The sequence below is a fragment of the Sphingobium sufflavum genome (genome assembly GCF_021403115.1).
GTDB lineage: Bacteria > Pseudomonadota > Alphaproteobacteria > Sphingomonadales > Sphingomonadaceae > Sphingobium > Sphingobium sufflavum.
This window is the reverse complement of the sequence record NZ_JAJSSH010000011.1, coordinates 80,426-96,949: the sequence shown is the minus strand read 5'-3', so window position 1 is coordinate 96,949 and position 16,524 is coordinate 80,426. Positions and strand designations below refer to the sequence as shown.

The window sequence follows — 16,524 nt, the reverse complement described above, 5'->3', positions numbered from 1 at the left end:
TGTTCGGGACCGCGCGCCTCCCCCTGTGCGCGGTCCCGGCAATGGGGAGAGGATGATGGACAGCTTGGCCCGCACGGCGTCGATCCGCGATGCGATCGCCGCCATCGGTACAGACCTTGGCCCGGACGTGCTGACCCGGTGCAAGGCGCTGTTCGATGATGAACAACAGGCCCTGGTCGCCCGCATCCCTCCCGCCGCCCGCGACCTTGTCTATGGTCCGCATCAGCGCCACCGGCTCGACCTTTACGCGCCCATCGGCGCAGGCGGCCCGGCGCCTGTCCTCGTCTTCGTCCATGGCGGCGGCTTTCTGAAAGGGGACAAGGGCGGCGATGCGGCGGCGGAGTGGCCCAACGCCAATGTCGGCCGGATGGCGGCGGAGGCGGGCTTCCTCGGCGTCGTCGTCAACTACCGCCTCGCGCCCGACCATGGCTGGCCCGCCGGGGCGCAGGATGTCGCCGCCGCCGTCGCATGGCTGCGCGCTCATGCCGCCGACCATGGCGGCGATCCCGACCGGATCGTACTGGCCGGCACCTCCGCCGGGGCGGTGCATGTCGCGGCCTTTCTGAAGCTGGCGGGGGACGAAGCGGGGGAGGGCGCAGCCGGCACCGTTCGCGCCGCCATCCTGCTCTCAGGTCTCTATGGCTACACCCCGCTCGATCCGCGCGACACCGCCTATTATGGCGATACCGCCCTCTACCCAGACCGTATGCCGCGCGACGCGGTGGCGGCGACCGGCCTGCCCCTGCTGATCGCCTGCGCGGAGCATGACCCGCCACGCTTTCAGGCGGAGTTCCTCGGCCTGTTGCAGGACCGGCTGACGCGGCATGGCGCTTTGCCTCGCGCGCTGATCCTGCCCGGCCATAATCATTATTCGCTGCCCATGCATCTGGGCACCGCCGACCGGCGGCTGGCTGACGAGATATGCGCCTTCGTGCGCGAACACACATAAGCCCCCACAGGGCACCAGACACACAGGCATATCGGGAGAGAGACGGATGTTGGACCGCAGGACTTTGCTGGCGACCGGAATGGCGACCGGCGCGATGATGATGGCCGCGCCCGCCCACGCTGCGCGCCGCGCCACCGCCAGCCCCGCCTTTCCCAACGGCTTTCTGTGGGGCACCGCCACGGCCCCACACCAGATAGAGGGCAATAATATCGCCAGCGACCTCTGGTATCTGGAGAACCAGCAGCCCACCGTCTTTGCCCAGCCGTCCCGCGACGCCTGCAACAGTTTCCTGATGTGGGAAACCGATCTCGACCTGTCCAAAAATCTCGGCCTCAACGCCTATCGCTTCGGCGTGGAGTGGGCGCGGATTGAGCCGGAAAAGGGCCTCTTCTCACAGGCGATGCTGGCCCATTACCGCGCCATCGTGGACGGGTGCCGGGCGCGCGGCCTGACCCCCATCGTCACCTACAGCCATTTCACCTCGCCCCGCTGGTTCAGCGCGCAGGGCGGCTGGACCAACCCGGAGTCCGCCAGTCTGTTCGCCCGCTATTGCGACCGGCTGACCCGCGCGCTGGGCGACGGGGTCCACAGCGTCATCACCTTCAACGAACCCAATATCCTGCTGCTGCTCAAGCCCATGCTGCCGCCGCCGGTATGGGCTATCCAGAAGCTGACGCTGGACACCGCGGCCAAGCGGCTGGGCGTCCCCAAGTTCATCAGCGCCAATGTGGCGGACATTGCCGACCTGCCCGCACTGCAACAGGGTCTGGAGGCCGCGCACAAGGCGGGCAAGGCCGCGATCAAGGCGGTGCGTCCCGACCTGCCCGTCGGCCTGTCGCTGGCCATGATGGACGATCATGCGGTGGGGAAGAATTCCATCCGCGACCGGATGCGCAAGGAGCTTTACGGCAACTGGCTGGAGATCGCGAAGGCGGACGATTTCCTGGGCGTGCAGAATTATGAGCGCGCACTGTGGGATGACAAGGGGCGGCTGCCCACGCCCCCCGGATCGGTGGTCAACTGGTCGGGGACGGAGGTATGGGCGCCCTCGCTCGCCGGGGCGGTCCGCTTCGCCCATGCCGCGACCGGCGTGCCTATCCTCGTCTCCGAACATGGCGTCGGCACCCCCGACGACAGCATCCGCGCGGCCTTCATCCCCGCTGCGCTGGCGGAGTTGAAGACGGCGATGGACGATGGCGTGCCCGTGCTGGGCTATTGCCACTGGTCGCTGCTCGACAATTTCGAATGGATCTTCGGCTACAAGCCCACCTTCGGCCTGCACAGCGTCGATCCCGTCACCTTCGCCCGTACGGCGAAGCCCAGCGCCGCCGTCTATGCCGCTATCGCGCGGAGGAACGCGCTATGATCCGTATCCCCCTGCGCCGCCTGACCCTCGCCGCCGCGCTGCTCCTGACCGCGCCCGTCGCGGCGCAGATGCCAGCCCCGGTTCCCGCCGAGGCACCCGCAGAACCCAACGCGCTCCCCCTCTATCCGGCGATTAAGGCCCCGAAGGCCTCCACCGAAAACTGGATGCGTTTCGGTCCCGACCTCGTCGTCCGCAACGTCACCGTGCCGACCCTGACGCCCGTCCTGCCCGATCCGGCAAAGGCGACCGGCGCGGCGGTCGTCGTCGCGCCCGGCGGGGCGTTCATGCTGCTGGCGATGGAGCATGAGGGGTGGAAGGTCGCCCGCTGGTTCGCGGACCATGGTATTGCCGCCTTCATCCTGAAATACCGGCTCAACCCGACCCCGGCGGACAGCGGGCAGGCCGCCGCCTATATGGGCCAGCGCATGGCGGAGTCCCTGCGCGACCCCAATGCCGCGCCGGCCATCACGGAACCGCGCGCGACGCAGGACGCGCTCGCCGCGCTGCGCCTGATCCGGTCGGGCGCGGCGCAATGGGGCGTCGATCCCGCCCGCGTCGGCATGATCGGTTTTTCGGCGGGCGCGATGACCACCATGAACGCCGCGCTGGAGGGGAAGGGGGCCGACCGTCCCGCCTTCATCGGTTATATCTATGGGCCGTTGCTGGCGCGTGATGTCCCCGCCGACGCCCCACCGATGTTCGCCGCCATCGCCAATGACGACGCGCTGTTCTCCAACCATAGCTATGCGATCATCGAATCCTGGCGCACCGCCCGCCGCCCGGTCGAGTTCCACGCCTATGAACGCGGCGACCATGGTTTCGGCATGGGCAAGCCGGGCACGACGACCATGGGCCTGCTGCCGCAGTTCCGCGACTGGATGGCGATGCGCGGCCTGCTTGGCACGAAGACCGCGCCATGACGACCCGCGCGGGCCTGTCCATCCGGCGGGAGGCGGCGATCAGCTTCGGCATCAATGCGCTGCTCAGCCTCGCCTTCTTCCTCGCCCTGTTCGGCCTGACTTCGCGCCCGCTGCACTGGGGCGCACCGGGCGGTCTGGCGCTGGACTTCATCCCCCAGTCGCTCGCCGTCTGCCTGATGAGCGCGCTGGTGCCCTGCCTGATCGCGCGGGGCAGGCTGGCCGCGCCGCCCTCGGTACGGACCGTCCTGCTGCGCGCGCTCGCCTTCGCCATGGGGGGAGGGGCGCTCGGCGCGCTGCTCGCCGGGGTGGCGACGATGGCCGCCCCGCCGCCCATCGGCTGGACCCCGGCATTGCTCTTGAAGCTTTTCTACGGCGGCGCACTCGGCGCATCCGTCGCGACCCTCGCGCTCAGGAGGATGATCCTTCGATGACCCCCCGTTCCCCCCGTTTCCGGCGTTCTTTCCGTCTCGCCGCCCTGCTGGCCTGCACCGCCTTCGCCACGCCGCTGCGCGCCGACGATCTGGCCGACGGCTTCCGCGCCCCGCCGCAAAGCGCCCGCCCGCGCGTGTGGTGGCACTGGATGAACGGCAATGTGACGAAGGACGGGATCGACAAGGATCTCGACTGGCTCGCCCGCATGGGCATCGGCGGCGTCCAGAATTTCGACGCCAGCCTGATGACGCCGCAGATCGTGCCGGAACGGCTGATCTATATGACGGATGGCTGGAAGGACGCCTTTCGCCATGCGGTGAAGCAGGCGGATGCAAAGGGGCTGGAGTTCGCCATCGCCGCCTCCCCCGGCTGGAGCGAGACGGGCGGCCCCTGGGTCAAGCCGCAGCACGCGATGAAGAAGCTGGTCTGGGCGCAGGCGGACCTGCGCGGGGGACAGCGGTGGACGGGCGCGCTGCCGGTCCCGCCCTCCATCACCGGCCCGTTCCAGAGCGTGGCCTATAGCGATCCCCTCGCCGGCGACGCGCCGGTGCCCGCTGGTCCCACCTTCTACGGCGATGCGCTGGTCCTAGCCTATCCGGTCGTCGCCCGCGTCCTGCCGGTGCCGGTGGTGACGCAGACGGACGGCCGACCCATCGACGCCGCCCCGCTGGGCGATGCCAGCCTCGACAGCGCGGCGGCCGTCGCCAAGGGCACGCCCACGCAGCCCGGCGGGCTGATCCTCGACTATGGCAAGCCCGTCACCGTCCGTTCCGCCAGCCTCTTCATCCCCCATGCCCGCCCGCCCTTCGGCGACCCGGACTATCGGCCCCTGCTGGAGGCGGAGACGCCCGGCGGCTGGCAACGCATCGGCGCGCTGCCCCTGACGGAGGTGGCGACCACTATCGCCTTCGCCCCCGTCACCGCACGGCGGTTCCGTCTTGTCCTCGCGCCCAACACCGGCCCCAAATCCCCCGGCCTTGGCGACGGCGCGCCCGGCGCGACGATGATGAACGTCTTTGCCCGCCCGGCCAGCGACACCCTCGCCATCGGTGACCTGCGCCTTTCCGCGGAGGCGCGGATCGACCAGTTCGAGGCCAAGGCAGGCTTTGCGATCGCCCCCGACTATAACCGGCTGAGCGACGGCACGATGCAGGACGTCCCCACCATCGACGCCGCCATCGACCCGGCCCGCGTCATCGACCTCACCGGCCACCTCCGCCCCGACGGCACGCTCGACTGGACCGCGCCCAGGGGCAGCGACTGGCGCATCCTGCGGCTCGGCTATTCGCTGACCGGCAAGACCAACCACCCCGCCACGCCGGAGGCGACGGGGCTGGAGGTCGACAAATATGACCCCGCCGCCGTACGCCGCTATCTCGAAACCTATCTGGCCCAGTATCGGGACACCGTGGGCGCGGAATGGATGGGGCAGAAGGGCATCCGCGCCCTGCTGACCGACAGTATCGAGGTGGGGGCGTCCAACTGGACCCCGCAACTGGTGGCGCAGTTTCGCCAGCGGCGCGGCTATGATCCCACGCCCTTTCTCCCCACGCTGACCGGCGCGCTGGTGGGATCGGCCCGGCGCAGCGACGCCTTCCTCCATGATTTCCGCCAGACGCTGGCCGACCTGCTGGCCGACGCCCATTATGGCACCATCGCCAAGGTCGCGCATGAGCAGGGGCTGATCGTCTATGGCGAGGCGCTGGAGAATGGCCGCCCCGTGCTGGGCGACGATCTGGCCCTGCGCGCCCATGCCGATGTGCCGATGGCGGCGATGTGGACCTATAATCGTGGCGCGGCCCCGCGCCCGACCCTGATCGGCGACATGAAGGGCGCGGCCTCCGTCGCGCATATCTATGGGCAGAATATCGTTTCGGCGGAATCCCTGACCTCCGCCTTCAGCCCATGGGCCTTTGCGCCTTCCGACCTGAAACGGGTCATCGACCTGGAGTTCGCATCGGGCGTCAACCGTCCGATCATCCACACCTCCGTCCACCAGCCGGTGGATGACAAGGTGCCCGGCCTCAGCCTCATGGTCTTTGGCCAATATTTCAACCGGCATGAAAGCTGGGCGGAGATGGCCCGGCCATGGGTCGATTATATGGCGCGCACCGGCTTCCTGCTCCAGCAGGGCCGCGACCACGCCGACATCGCCTTCTTCCATGGCGAGGATGCGCCGATCACCGCCCTGTTTGAACAGGGGGTGCCGCCCGGCATCCCCACCCGTTACGCCTATGATTTCGTCAACGCCGACATCCTCGCCAACCGCATCCGGGTGGAGGATGGCGAACTGGTCGCCACCGGCGGCGCGCGCTACCGGGCGCTCTACCTCGGTGGTTCCTCACGGGTGATGACGCTCGCCACCCTGCACCGCATCGCCGCGCTGGTCGAGGACGGGGCGACGCTGATCGGGACGAAGCCGGAGCGCAGCCCCGGCCTGCGCGATGACCCTGCGGCGTTTCGCGCCCTGGCCGACCGTCTCTGGAGCGGCGCGCCGGTCGGCAAGGGCAGGGTGATCGCCGGAACCGACGTGGAAGCCGCGCTGGCGACGATTGGCCTCGGCCCGGACTTCCATATCACTGGCGGCGCGGCGGACAGCGACTATCGCTTCGTCCATCGCAAACTGGCGGACGGCGACATCTATTTCGTCACCAACCGCCACAACCGGGCGGAGAAGGTGGAGGCCCGTTTTCGCGTGACGGGCCGCCAGCCGGAACTCTGGCGCGCCATGACCGGCACGGCGGAACCGCTCTCCTACCGTACGGAGGGGCCGGAGACCGTCGTCCCGCTCGACATGGGGGCGGAGGATGCCGTCTTCATCCTGTTCCGCAAACCCGCCGCCGCGCCCGCCCGAATGGTGGTCACCCCGTCGCCCACGCCGGTCGCCACGCTCACCGCCCCCTGGACGGTCCGCTTTCAGGCGGGTCGCGGCGCCCCGCCCCGGATCGTCCTGCCCACCCTCGCGCCGCTGGACCGCCATGCGGACCGGGGCGTGCGCTATTTCTCCGGCATCGCGACCTACAGCAGCAGCTTCACCGCGCCGCGCACGGCCCGACCCGGCGCGCCGCTGTGGCTCGATCTCGGCAAGGTGGGCGACGTGGCCGAAGTCCGCATCAATGGCCGGTTGGCGGGGACGAGCTGGTTCGCGCCCTATCGCCTCGACATCGCGCCCTTCGTAAAGGCAGCGCGCAACACCATCGAGGTGAAGGTCGCCAACCTGTGGGTCAACCGCCTGATCGGCGATGCGCAGCCGGGCGCGCAAAAAATCACCTTCACCGCGGCGCCCACCTATCAGCCGGATGCGCCGTTGCGTCCCTCCGGCCTGATCGGGCCGGTCACCTTGCTGTCGGGGGAGTGACCGGCAACGGAAGGCGGCGCGCAACAGGCCGCGCCGCCGTCACCGCATCACAGCGGCAATACCACGGGGGCAGTATCACCGGGGCCATATCTAAAGCGGCAGGCCCACATAATTTTCCGCGATCGTCGTCTGCGCCGCGACGGAGGACGCGATATAGTCCAGGTCGGCCAGTTGCATCCGCCGGTCGAAGGCATCATTCTCCGGAAAGCGATGCATCAGCCGGGTCAGTTGCCAGGAAAAGCGTTCCGCCTTCCACACCCGCGCCAGCGCCTTGTCCGAATAGCCCGCGACCCCATCCCCGTCGCCCGCCATGAAGAAACGGATCAGCGCGTCGGACAGATAGGCCACATCCGACGCCGCCAGGTTCAGCCCCTTCGCGCCGGTGGGCGGCACGATATGCGCGCTGTCCCCGGCCAGCAGCAGGCTGCCATGGCGCATCGGCTCGAACACATAGGATCGCAGCGGCGCGATGGATTTCTCGATGGCGGGGCCGCGCACCATATGCGCCGCCGCCTCCGGGCCGAGGCGGATCGCCAGCTCGTCCCACAATCGCTCGTCCGGCCAGTCCTCCACCCGTTCGTCAAGCGGCACCTGCACATAATAGCGGCTGCGCGTGGGCGACCGCATTGACGCCAGCGCGAACCCCCGCGCATGGTTCGCATAGATCAGCTCATGGTTGCACGGCGGCACGTCCGCCAATATCCCCAGCCAGCCGAACGGATAGACCCGCTCGAAATGGCGCGCGACCGTCTCCGGTATCGCCCGGCGGGACGGCCCGTGGAAGCCATCGCATCCGCCGATGAAGCGCGCATCGATGCGGCGTTCCTGCCCATCCTGTACGAAGGTGACATAGGGCGCATCGCCCTCCACATCGTGCAGCGCCACGTCGGCGGCCTCATAGATGATCTCGACGCCCCGTTCGGGCGCGGCCGCCATCAGGTCGCGGGTCAGCTCCGTCTGGCCATAGACCATCACCTGCTGGCCGGTCAGCTTGGCGATGTCGATGCGGATCAGCCGCTCGCCATCGGCCAGATGAAATCCGTCGTGCGGCAGTCCCTCGGCATGCATGCGCGCGCCCAGGCCCAGCCGGTCCATCAGGTCGGTCGTCGTGCGCTCCAGCACGCCCGCCCGGATGCGGCCCAGCACATGGTCGGCGGAGGACCGCTCGACCACGATCACCTCCACGCCCTCCGCCCGCAGCAGATGGGCGAGCAGCAGCCCCGCCGGTCCCGCGCCGATGACGGCAACCTGTGTCTTCATGATCCTCTCCACCCTTGGGGCCGGGCACCGCGTCCCGCGCCCCGGTCCTGTCGCTCAGCGCGCCAGTTGCGTTTCCAGTTCGCCCAGCACGCGATAGCAATCGAACACCTTGGCGACGCTGCTGTTGGGTTCGCGGCCTTCGCGGATGGCGCTGATGAATTCGCGGTCCTGCAATTCGATGCCGTTCATCGACACATCGACATGGCTAACGTCCACCGGCTCTTCCTTGCCGTTCACCAGATCGTCGTAGCGCGCGATATAGGTGCCATTGTCGCAGATATAGCGGAAGAAGGTGCCCAGCGGCCCGTCATTGTTGAAGGAGAGGGAGAGGGTGCAGATCGCGCCCGTCTCGCTCTTCAACTGGATCGACATGTCCATCGCGATGCCAAGGTCAGGATGGATCGGTCCCTGCACCGCATGGGCGTCCACGATCCGCCCGGCCTGATAGGCGAACAGGTCGACCGTGTGCGCGGCATGATGCCACAGCAGATGGTCGGTCCAGCTGCGCGGCTCGCCCTTGGCGTTGATATTCTTGCGGCGAAAGAAATAGGTCTGCACATCCATCTGCTGGACGGCGATTTCGCCCGCCTTGATGCGGTTATGGACGAACTGGTGGCTGGGGTTGAAGCGGCGGGTGTGACCGACCATGCAGACCAGCCCCGTCTCCTTTTGCTTCGCCAGCACCGCCTGCGCGTCGGCCCAGCTGTCGGCCAGCGGTATCTCCACCTCCACATGCTTGCCCGCGTTCATGCAGGCGATGGCCTGCTCCGCGTGCATCGGCGTGGGGGTGCACAGGATCACGGCGTCCACATCGTCGCGCGCCAGCGTCTCGTTCAGGTCGGTGGTGATATGGCCGATGCCATATTTGGCGGCGATGGCCTGCGTCGGCTCCCGGTCGCGACCGACCAGCGACGTGACCGTCACCCCGTCGATCAGCTTCAGGCCGTCGAGATGCTTTTCGCCAAAGGCACCCGCGCCGGCGAGGGCAATACGCATGGATATTCTCCTTGTGGATGTCAGCTGACGGGTTCGAGCACCAGATGCCCGATCGCCGTGTTGCTGCAGGGGACGTGATAATGGCGGTGGAGCGCGCGCGTGGCCCGGCCCATCGCGCCGCGCATGATGAGCCACATGACCATCTCGATGCCCTCGGACCCGGTCTCGCGCAGATACTCGATGTGCGGGATATGGCGCAGCCGGTCGCTGTCGCCGATCATGCCGTCAAGGAAGTCATTGTCCCATGGCGCGTTGATCAGGCCCGCGCGCGGTCCCTGTAACTGGTGGCTCATGCCGCCCGTGCCCCACACCTGCACGTTGAGGTCTTCGGGGAAGCTCGCCACCGCCCGCGCGATCGCCTCGCCCAGCGCCCAGCAGCGGTTGCCCGATGGCGGGGGGTATGTGACGACATTGACCGCCAGCGGGATGACCCTGCACGGCCATTGCTCCACAGAACCGAACATCATGGACAGCGGCACGGTCAGGCCATGGTCGACGTCCATCTCGTTGATGATCGTCATGTCGAACTCGTCGAGGATCAGGCTCTGCGCGACATGCCAGGCCAGGTCGGGGTGGCCGATCACATCCGGCACCTTGCGCGGTCCCCATCCCTCGTCGGCGGGGCGATAGCGTTCCCCGCACCCGATGGCGAAGGTCGGGATGATCTTCATGTCGAAGGCGGAGGCATGGTCGTTATAGACCAGTATCACCACGTCCGGCTTTTGCGCTTTCTCCCATTCCCGCGTCCAGTCGTATCCGGCGAAGATCGGCCCGAAATAGTCGTCGCGATCCTTGCCCATGTCATGCGCGACGCCCAGCAGGGGCACATGGCTCGACGCGACGCCGGCGGTGATGCGCGCCATGTCAGCGCCCCTCCCGGATGGAGCGGACGCCATTGGGCGATCGCCCGCCGCCGTTCATCATCGCCTGATAGTCCTCCACCGACAGGCCGGTCATCGTGCTGACCGCCTGCACAAAGCTCAGCCCGTCGGTCGCAAACACCTTCGCCAGGAAATAGATATTGCCGCCCAGATCGAGCAGCGCATTATAGTCGCGCGCCAGCACGGCGGCCTTCTGCGCCTCCGTCAGCGGCCAGTCCGCCAGATAGGCCGCCTCGTCCGCCTTCCATCGCTCCCGGTTCTGCGCCGTCATCAGGCTCATCGCGAACTGGTTGAGGTGATAGCCCTGCCGCGCCCGCGCCGCCGTAAAGACGCGCGTGCCCGGAATATCCTCGAACGCGGCCAGATAGTCGTGGATGCCCTGCGGCTCCCCTCCCTGTGGTTCATCCCCCTGCGCCATCACCGGCCCCGCGCCCGCAACCGGGCGTCGAGGCGGGGAAAGACCCGGCGCGCATTGCCCTCGAAGATCGCATGGCGCGCCGCATCGCTGATCTCCAGCGCATCGACATAGCGTTTGGTGTCGTCGAAATACTGCCCCGTCGTTGGGTCGATCCCGCGCACAGCGCCGACCATCTCCGACCCGAACAGGATGTTCTTGGTGTCGATCACATCCGCCAGCAGGTCGATGCCCGGCTGATGATAGACGCAGGTGTCGAAGAAGATATTGTTCATCAGGTGCGTGGAAAGGTCCGGCTTCTTCAGCATGTCCGCCAGCCCGCGATAGCGCCCCCAATGATAGGGGACCGCGCCGCCGCCATGCGGGATGATGAAGCGCAGCGTCGGGAAATCCGCGAACAGGTCGCCCTCCAGCAACTGCATGAAGGCGATGGTGTCCGCCGCGATATAATAGCCGCCGGTCGCGTGCATCGCCCGGTTGCAACTGCCCGACACATGGATCATCGCGGGCACGTCCAGCTCGACCATCTTCTCGTAGAAGGGATACCAGTAACGGTCGGTCAGCGGCGGATGGGTGAAATGGCCGCCGCCCGGATCGGGGTTCAGGTTGCACCCGATGAAGCCCATGCCGACGCACCGCTCCAGCTCCGCGATGCTGTTCGCCATGTCGGCCCTGGGCGATTGCGGCAACATGCACACGCCGGCGAACACATCGGGGTACATCGCCACCACCCGCGCGATCAGGTCGTTGCAGCGGATCGCCCATTCCATCGCGACGCCCTCGTCGCCCAAATGCGGCGCCATGGCGGACGCGCGAGGGGAGAAGATGGTCATATCCGCGCCGCGCTCCTTGATCAGGCGCAACTGGTTACCCTCGATGGTCTCGCGGATCTCGTCGTCGGAAATATCGGGGTAGGGTGGGGCGGCCTCGCCCGCCTTGTGCGCCGCCTTCTGCGCCTCGCGCCAGGCGTCATGCCCCTTGGGCAGGACCGTATAATGGCCATGGCAGTCGATAATCAGGCTCATGCCGCATCGGCCTTTCTGTCTGTCTTGCTGTCGTTGATCGCGCCGATCTTGGCCGCCAGTCCGTCCGGCGGCGTGGCGATGCCCAGCGCGCCGATGCACCGCTGCCGCCACACCGTCCCGCGCGTCATCTCCGCCCCGGTGCCGATGTCGTCGAGCGTCCGCACGACCTCCTCCATCTCGGCGGCGCGGCGCAGGCCATGCACCAGCATCCGGTCGAGATTATAGTCGGCCCGTTCCGCCCACGGCTTGGGCCTCTCGCTGGCGTCGAGGGAGGCGAGAACCTCGTCCAGCACGCCCGCCGCCGCCGCCGCCAGCACACATTCGGCGGTCAGCGCCTCCAGCCCCTTGACCATCACCGACCGGATCATCTTGATCGCGGACGCGCGGCCCACCGTATCGCCCACGACCCGCACATGGGTAAAACCCAGCCCGGCCAGCACGCCCGCCGCCGCGTCCGCCTGGCCGCCGCTCAGCAGCAGCGGCACCGCCATGCGCGCGGGGTTCACCGGTGCCATGACCGCGACATCGACATAATGGGCGCCCGCCGCCTCCACCATCTGCGCGGCCTCCCGCTTGGTCTGCGGCGCGACGCTGTTGCAGTCGCAATACAGCGCGCCTGCCGGGATATGGTCCGCCGCCATCCGCGCCACGGCCAGCACCTGGTCGGCGGTCACGAGCGACAGGACGATGGGTACGGAGACCAGCGCATCCTCGATGAAACGGGCGGGGGAGACGCCCGCCTCCGCATAGGCGGCCAGCATGGCGGCGCGCTCGGCCGCGCTGTCCGTCTTGCAGTCGAAGACGCGGGCGGAGGCCGCCCAGCGGCCCGCACGGGCGAATGTCGCGCCCGCCTCGCCAAATCCGATCAGTCCGACATCCTGCTCCATGCCGGATGGAATGGCCCATGGCGTTTGGCGGGGCCAATCATATCCCCGGCCATGTTATAAGAAATTACGAATAGAGCGATTTTGCGCTGTCCGCGATGGCCTGTTGCAGCGCCGCCTGCATCCGGGTGGGTCGCCAGTCGGCGCGCGTGGTGATGCCGATGGTGCGGCTGACGTCGCCCGGCGCGGGGCCGATCTCCGCCAGCAGGCCCGCATCCAGCTCCAGCGCCACCTGATCGCGCGACAACAGGGTCAGGAAATCGCCCTGAATCAGCAATTGCCGGATCGTCATCACCGACCCGCACTCGATGGGCACGGCGGCGGGCGGGCCGGGCAGGGCGGCCCCCATCCGCGCCCATAACTGGCGCAGCGGCGTCCCCTCCGGCGGCAATATCCATTCATAGCGGGCGAGGTCGCTGGCGGTGATCCGGCCCGCCGCTGCGCCCTTCGCTTCTCCGCTCCCCACGTTTCCGCCACTCGCCGTTCCGTCACGCGCCAGTGGATGCCCGGCGCGCGCGATGATCGTGGGATGGTCGATGAACAGCGCCTGCTGCGCCAGATCCTGATGGGTTGCCGGGTCGCGCAGCGCCCCCACCATCATGTCGATCTCCCCGTCGCGCAGCGGCCCGACCAGCTCGGCATGCGACCCTTCGATGATGACGATGTCCACCTCCGGGTGGCGGGCGCGAAAGCCGATGATCGCGTCGGGCAACAGCCGCGCCCGCGACAGGGGCATCGCCCCCACCACCAGCCGGCTCGCCTCGCGCCCCTGCAATTCCGCCAGATCGTCCAGCCCCGCGCGCAGTTCCGCCAGCGCCAGCCGCAATCGCTGGGCCAGCGCCGCACCCTGCCGCGTCAGCACCAGGCTGCGCCCCCGCCGGTCCACCAGCCGATAGCCCAGAGCCAGGCTCAGGTCCGCGACCGCCCGGTGGAGGGAGGGGACGGCGATCCCCGTTCCCTCCGCCGCGCCGACATAGCTGCCCGCCCGCGCCAGCGCGACGAAGGCGCGGATCTGCGCGGCGGTCGCCCGGTTGCTGCCGATCAGGCGCAGCGCCGCCTCCACCCGCGGTTTCAGGCGCAGCGCGGCGTCGGTAGGGTGCATCCCGCCGGGCCGCCGCTCGAACAGCGACAGGCCCAGTTGCGCCTCCAGCTTGGCGATGCCCTGCGTGATCGCGGGCTGGGTCAGGTTGACCGTCTGCGTCGCCAGATTGACGCTGCCCTGATCGATAACCGCGACCATGGCGGCAAGATGGCGGATATTGAACTGGTCGGCCTGCATGACCCTTCATTAGCAAAAATTTATGGGCATGGCATAGTTCGGATTTGCCCCGCCACGGGTCGAACGCGCATCCCCGTTCGGTTGGTAATCTTGTAACGCAGCGGCATGAGAAGGATCGGCGCATGGCGAACATCGTGGTTCAGACTATCGAGCGCGCCCCGCTCGCCATCGTCGACGGCCTCGCCCATTGCGGCGTGGCGACAGTGCATGAGGCGCAGGGGCGCACCGGCCTGCTCGCCCCTCATATGCGCCCCATCTATCCCGGCGCGCGCATCGCGGGCAATGCCGTCACCATCTCCGCCGCGCCGGGCGACAACTGGATGATCCACGTCGCCATCGAACAATTGCAGGCGGGCGACGTGCTGATCCTCGCGCCCACCAGCCCCTGCACCGACGGTTATTTCGGCGACCTCCTGGCCACCTCCGCGCAGGCGCGCGGTTGCCGGGGCCTCATCATCGACGCGGGCGTGCGCGACATCCGCGACCTGAAGGAAATGGACTTTCCCGTCTGGTCGAAGGCTGTCCACGCGCAGGGCACGGTCAAGAACACGCTGGGTTCGGTCAATGTGCCCATCGTCTGCGCCGGCGCCCTCGTCCATCCGGGCGACGTGGTGATCGCGGACGATGACGGCGTCTGCGTCGTCCCCCGCGCCGATGCCGAAGCGGTCCTCGCCATAGCGCAGGCGCGCGAGGCGAATGAGGAGGCCAAGCGCCGCCGTCTCGCCGCGGGCGACCTCGGCCTCGACATCTATGACATGCGGCCCCGCCTTGCGGAGATGGGCCTGAAATATGTCTGAGGCCCGCCCGCTGCCCTCCACCCCCTGCGCCCGCGTGATGTGGATGCGCGGCGGCACGTCGAAGGGCGGCTATTTCCTCGCCGCCGACCTGCCCGCCGATCCTGCCGCGCGCGATGCCTTCTTGCTGCGCGCCATGGGGTCGCCCGACCCCCGCCAGATCGACGGCATGGGCGGCGCGGACCCGCTGACCAGCAAGGTCGCCGTGGTCGCAAAGTCGGTGCGGGAGGGGATCGACATCGACTATCTCTTCCTTCAGGTCTTCGTCGATCAGTCGCTGGTGAGCGACGCCCAGAATTGCGGCAATATCCTCGCGGGGGTCGGCCCCTTCGCCATTGAGCGGGGACTGGTCGCCGCCACGGATGGCGAAACTCGCGTCACCATCTTCATGGAGAACACCGGCCAGATCGCCGTCGCCACCGTCCACACCCCCGGCGGTATCGTGCGCTATGACGGGGACGCGCGCATCGACGGCGTGCCCGGCACCGCCGCGCCCATTCCGCTGGAGTTTCGAGACACCGCCGGTTCCTCCTGCGGCGCGCTGCTCCCCACCGGCCATGCGGTGGACGTGGTGGAGGGCGTCGCCGTCACCCTGATCGACAATGGCATGCCCTGCGTGGTGATGCGGGCGGCGGACGTCGGCATCACCGGCTATGAGGATCGCGAGACGCTGGACAACGACACCGCGCTCAAGGCCCGGATCGAGGCGATCCGGCTGGCCGTCGGCGCGCGCATGAACCTCGGCGACGTGTGCGACAAGTCGGTGCCCAAGATGATGCTGGTCGCGCCACCCCGCAACGGCGGCGCCATCACCGTGCGCAGCTTCATCCCGCACCGCGCCCATGCCTCCATCGGCGTGCTGGGCGCGGTCAGCGTCGCCACCGCCTGCCTGATCGCGGGATCGCCCGCCGCCGATGTCGCCACGGTGCCGGATGGCACGCGCAAGACCCTCTCGGTCGAGCATTCCACCGGCGAGACGAGCTGTATCATCGAACTGGATGCGGCGGGCAATGTCACCAGCGCGGCCATGCTGCGCACCGCGCGCAAGCTGATGGATGGAGAGATTTTCGCATGACCGCCGACACCACCGACCGTATCGTCAGCTGGCACGCCGACCCGTCCGTGCCGCGCTTCGTGCCGCCCGCCGGGGCGGTGGACGCCCATTGCCATGTCTTCGGCCCGATGGCGCAGTTCCCGTTCAGCGCAAAGGCCAAATATCTGCCGCAGGACGCCGGGCCGGACCGGCTGTTCGCCCTGCGCGACCGGCTTGGCCTGTCCCGCAATGTCATCGTGCAGGCCAGTTGCCATGGCACGGACAACAGCGCGACGCTCCACGCTATCGCCCGCTCCGCTGGCCGCGCGCGCGGCGTCGCGGTGGTCGATCCCGCGATCACCGACATAGAACTTGAAACGCTCCACGCGGGCGGCATCCGCGGCGTGCGCTTCAATTTCCTCAAGCGCCTCGTCGATGACGCGCCCAAGGATAAGTTCATCGAAATCGCCCATCGGATCAAGGCGCTGGGCTGGCATGTCGTCGTCTATTTCGAGGCGGGTATATTGGCGGAACTGCGCCCCTTCCTCGACGCCATCCCCACGCTGCTGGTCATCGACCATATGGGGCGGCCGGACGTGGCGCAGGGGCCGGACGGTATCGACATGCGCGCCTTCCGCGCCCTGCTCGACAGCCGCCCGGACATCTGGACGAAGGTGACATGCCCAGACCGGCTCGATCCGGCGGGTTCACCATGGGATGATTTCGCCCGCACCGTCGCGCCGCTGGTCGTCGACTATGCGGACCGGGTGCTGTGGGGCACCGACTGGCCGCATCCCAATATGCAGGATGCGATCCCCGACGATGGCGCGCTGGTCGACATGATCCCGCGCATCGCTCCGACTGCGCAATTGCAGCGCAAATTGCTGATCGACAATCCGATGCGCCTCTATTGGCCGGAGGAGGCCCGCTAA

At 68.2% G+C, this 16,524-nt stretch carries 15 protein-coding genes; 8 read left to right on the top strand and 7 right to left on the bottom strand.

Annotation, left to right across the window (positions count from 1 at the left end; translation table 11 throughout):
• Positions 1 to 55: 55 nt before the first annotated feature.
• The 5 genes from LWE61_RS15950 to LWE61_RS15930 are packed head-to-tail and all read left to right on the top strand — an operon-like array spanning position 56 to position 7,025.
• Positions 56 to 949, top strand: coding sequence for an alpha/beta hydrolase (locus LWE61_RS15950; protein WP_234151646.1), 894 nt, complete (start codon positions 56 to 58; stop codon positions 947 to 949).
• A gap of 46 nt (positions 950 to 995) precedes the next feature.
• Entirely contained in the window at positions 996 to 2,315 is a 1,320-nt protein-coding gene (locus tag LWE61_RS15945; protein WP_234151645.1) for a family 1 glycosylhydrolase, read from the top strand.
• Positions 2,312 to 3,235, top strand: a complete 924-nt coding sequence (locus tag LWE61_RS15940; protein WP_407696250.1) for an alpha/beta hydrolase — start codon at positions 2,312 to 2,314, stop codon at positions 3,233 to 3,235. Before LWE61_RS15945 ends, LWE61_RS15940 begins: the two co-directional genes overlap by 4 nt.
• Positions 3,232 to 3,666 (top strand): hypothetical protein, encoded by a 435-nt coding sequence (locus LWE61_RS15935; RefSeq protein ID WP_234151644.1) that lies wholly within the window; start codon positions 3,232 to 3,234, stop codon positions 3,664 to 3,666. Before LWE61_RS15940 ends, LWE61_RS15935 begins: the two co-directional genes overlap by 4 nt.
• Complete coding sequence (locus tag LWE61_RS15930; RefSeq protein ID WP_234151643.1) at positions 3,663 to 7,025, top strand: glycosyl hydrolase; 3,363 nt, start codon at positions 3,663 to 3,665, stop codon at positions 7,023 to 7,025. The genes LWE61_RS15935 and LWE61_RS15930 overlap by 4 nt, the downstream gene beginning before the upstream one ends.
• A 90-nt stretch (positions 7,026 to 7,115) precedes the next feature.
• On the opposite strand, the gene pobA is transcribed toward LWE61_RS15930, so the two are convergent.
• From pobA to LWE61_RS15895, 7 genes are all read right to left on the bottom strand, one after another.
• The gene (gene pobA / locus LWE61_RS15925) at positions 7,116 to 8,285 is read right to left on the bottom strand and encodes a 4-hydroxybenzoate 3-monooxygenase (RefSeq protein ID WP_234151642.1); all 1,170 of its coding nucleotides are present in this window, start codon (positions 8,283 to 8,285) and stop codon (positions 7,116 to 7,118) included.
• 54 nt (positions 8,286 to 8,339) lie between these two features.
• Entirely contained in the window at positions 8,340 to 9,281 is a 942-nt protein-coding gene (locus tag LWE61_RS15920; RefSeq protein ID WP_234151641.1) for a Gfo/Idh/MocA family oxidoreductase, read from the bottom strand.
• A 20-nt stretch (positions 9,282 to 9,301) separates the two neighbouring features.
• The gene (locus tag LWE61_RS15915) at positions 9,302 to 10,144 is read right to left on the bottom strand and encodes a class III extradiol dioxygenase subunit beta (RefSeq protein ID WP_234151640.1); all 843 of its coding nucleotides are present in this window, start codon (positions 10,142 to 10,144) and stop codon (positions 9,302 to 9,304) included.
• Position 10,145: 1 nt separating this feature from the next.
• Complete coding sequence (gene ligA, locus LWE61_RS15910; RefSeq protein ID WP_234151639.1) at positions 10,146 to 10,580, bottom strand: protocatechuate 4,5-dioxygenase subunit alpha; 435 nt, start codon at positions 10,578 to 10,580, stop codon at positions 10,146 to 10,148.
• Positions 10,580 to 11,602: an amidohydrolase family protein gene (locus LWE61_RS15905; RefSeq protein WP_234151638.1), complete on the bottom strand. Its 1,023-nt coding sequence runs from the start codon at positions 11,600 to 11,602 to the stop codon at positions 10,580 to 10,582. Before LWE61_RS15905 ends, ligA begins: the two co-directional genes overlap by 1 nt.
• Entirely contained in the window at positions 11,599 to 12,489 is an 891-nt protein-coding gene (locus tag LWE61_RS15900) for an NAD(P)-dependent oxidoreductase (RefSeq protein WP_234151637.1), read from the bottom strand. Before LWE61_RS15900 ends, LWE61_RS15905 begins: the two co-directional genes overlap by 4 nt.
• Before the next feature lie 64 nt (positions 12,490 to 12,553).
• On the bottom strand, positions 12,554 to 13,765 hold the full coding sequence (locus LWE61_RS15895; RefSeq protein ID WP_234151636.1) for a LysR substrate-binding domain-containing protein: 1,212 nt from the start codon (positions 13,763 to 13,765) through the stop codon (positions 12,554 to 12,556).
• Positions 13,766 to 13,887: 122 nt separating this feature from the next.
• On the opposite strand from LWE61_RS15895, the gene ligK reads away from it, so the two are divergent.
• The 3 genes from ligK to LWE61_RS15880 are packed head-to-tail and all read left to right on the top strand — an operon-like array spanning position 13,888 to position 16,524.
• Positions 13,888 to 14,562, top strand: coding sequence for a 4-carboxy-4-hydroxy-2-oxoadipate aldolase/oxaloacetate decarboxylase (ligK, locus tag LWE61_RS15890; protein WP_234151635.1), 675 nt, complete (start codon positions 13,888 to 13,890; stop codon positions 14,560 to 14,562).
• Complete coding sequence (locus LWE61_RS15885; RefSeq protein ID WP_234151634.1) at positions 14,555 to 15,634, top strand: 4-oxalomesaconate tautomerase; 1,080 nt, start codon at positions 14,555 to 14,557, stop codon at positions 15,632 to 15,634. Before ligK ends, LWE61_RS15885 begins: the two co-directional genes overlap by 8 nt.
• On the top strand, positions 15,631 to 16,524 hold the full coding sequence (locus LWE61_RS15880; RefSeq protein WP_234151633.1) for an amidohydrolase family protein: 894 nt from the start codon (positions 15,631 to 15,633) through the stop codon (positions 16,522 to 16,524). Before LWE61_RS15885 ends, LWE61_RS15880 begins: the two co-directional genes overlap by 4 nt.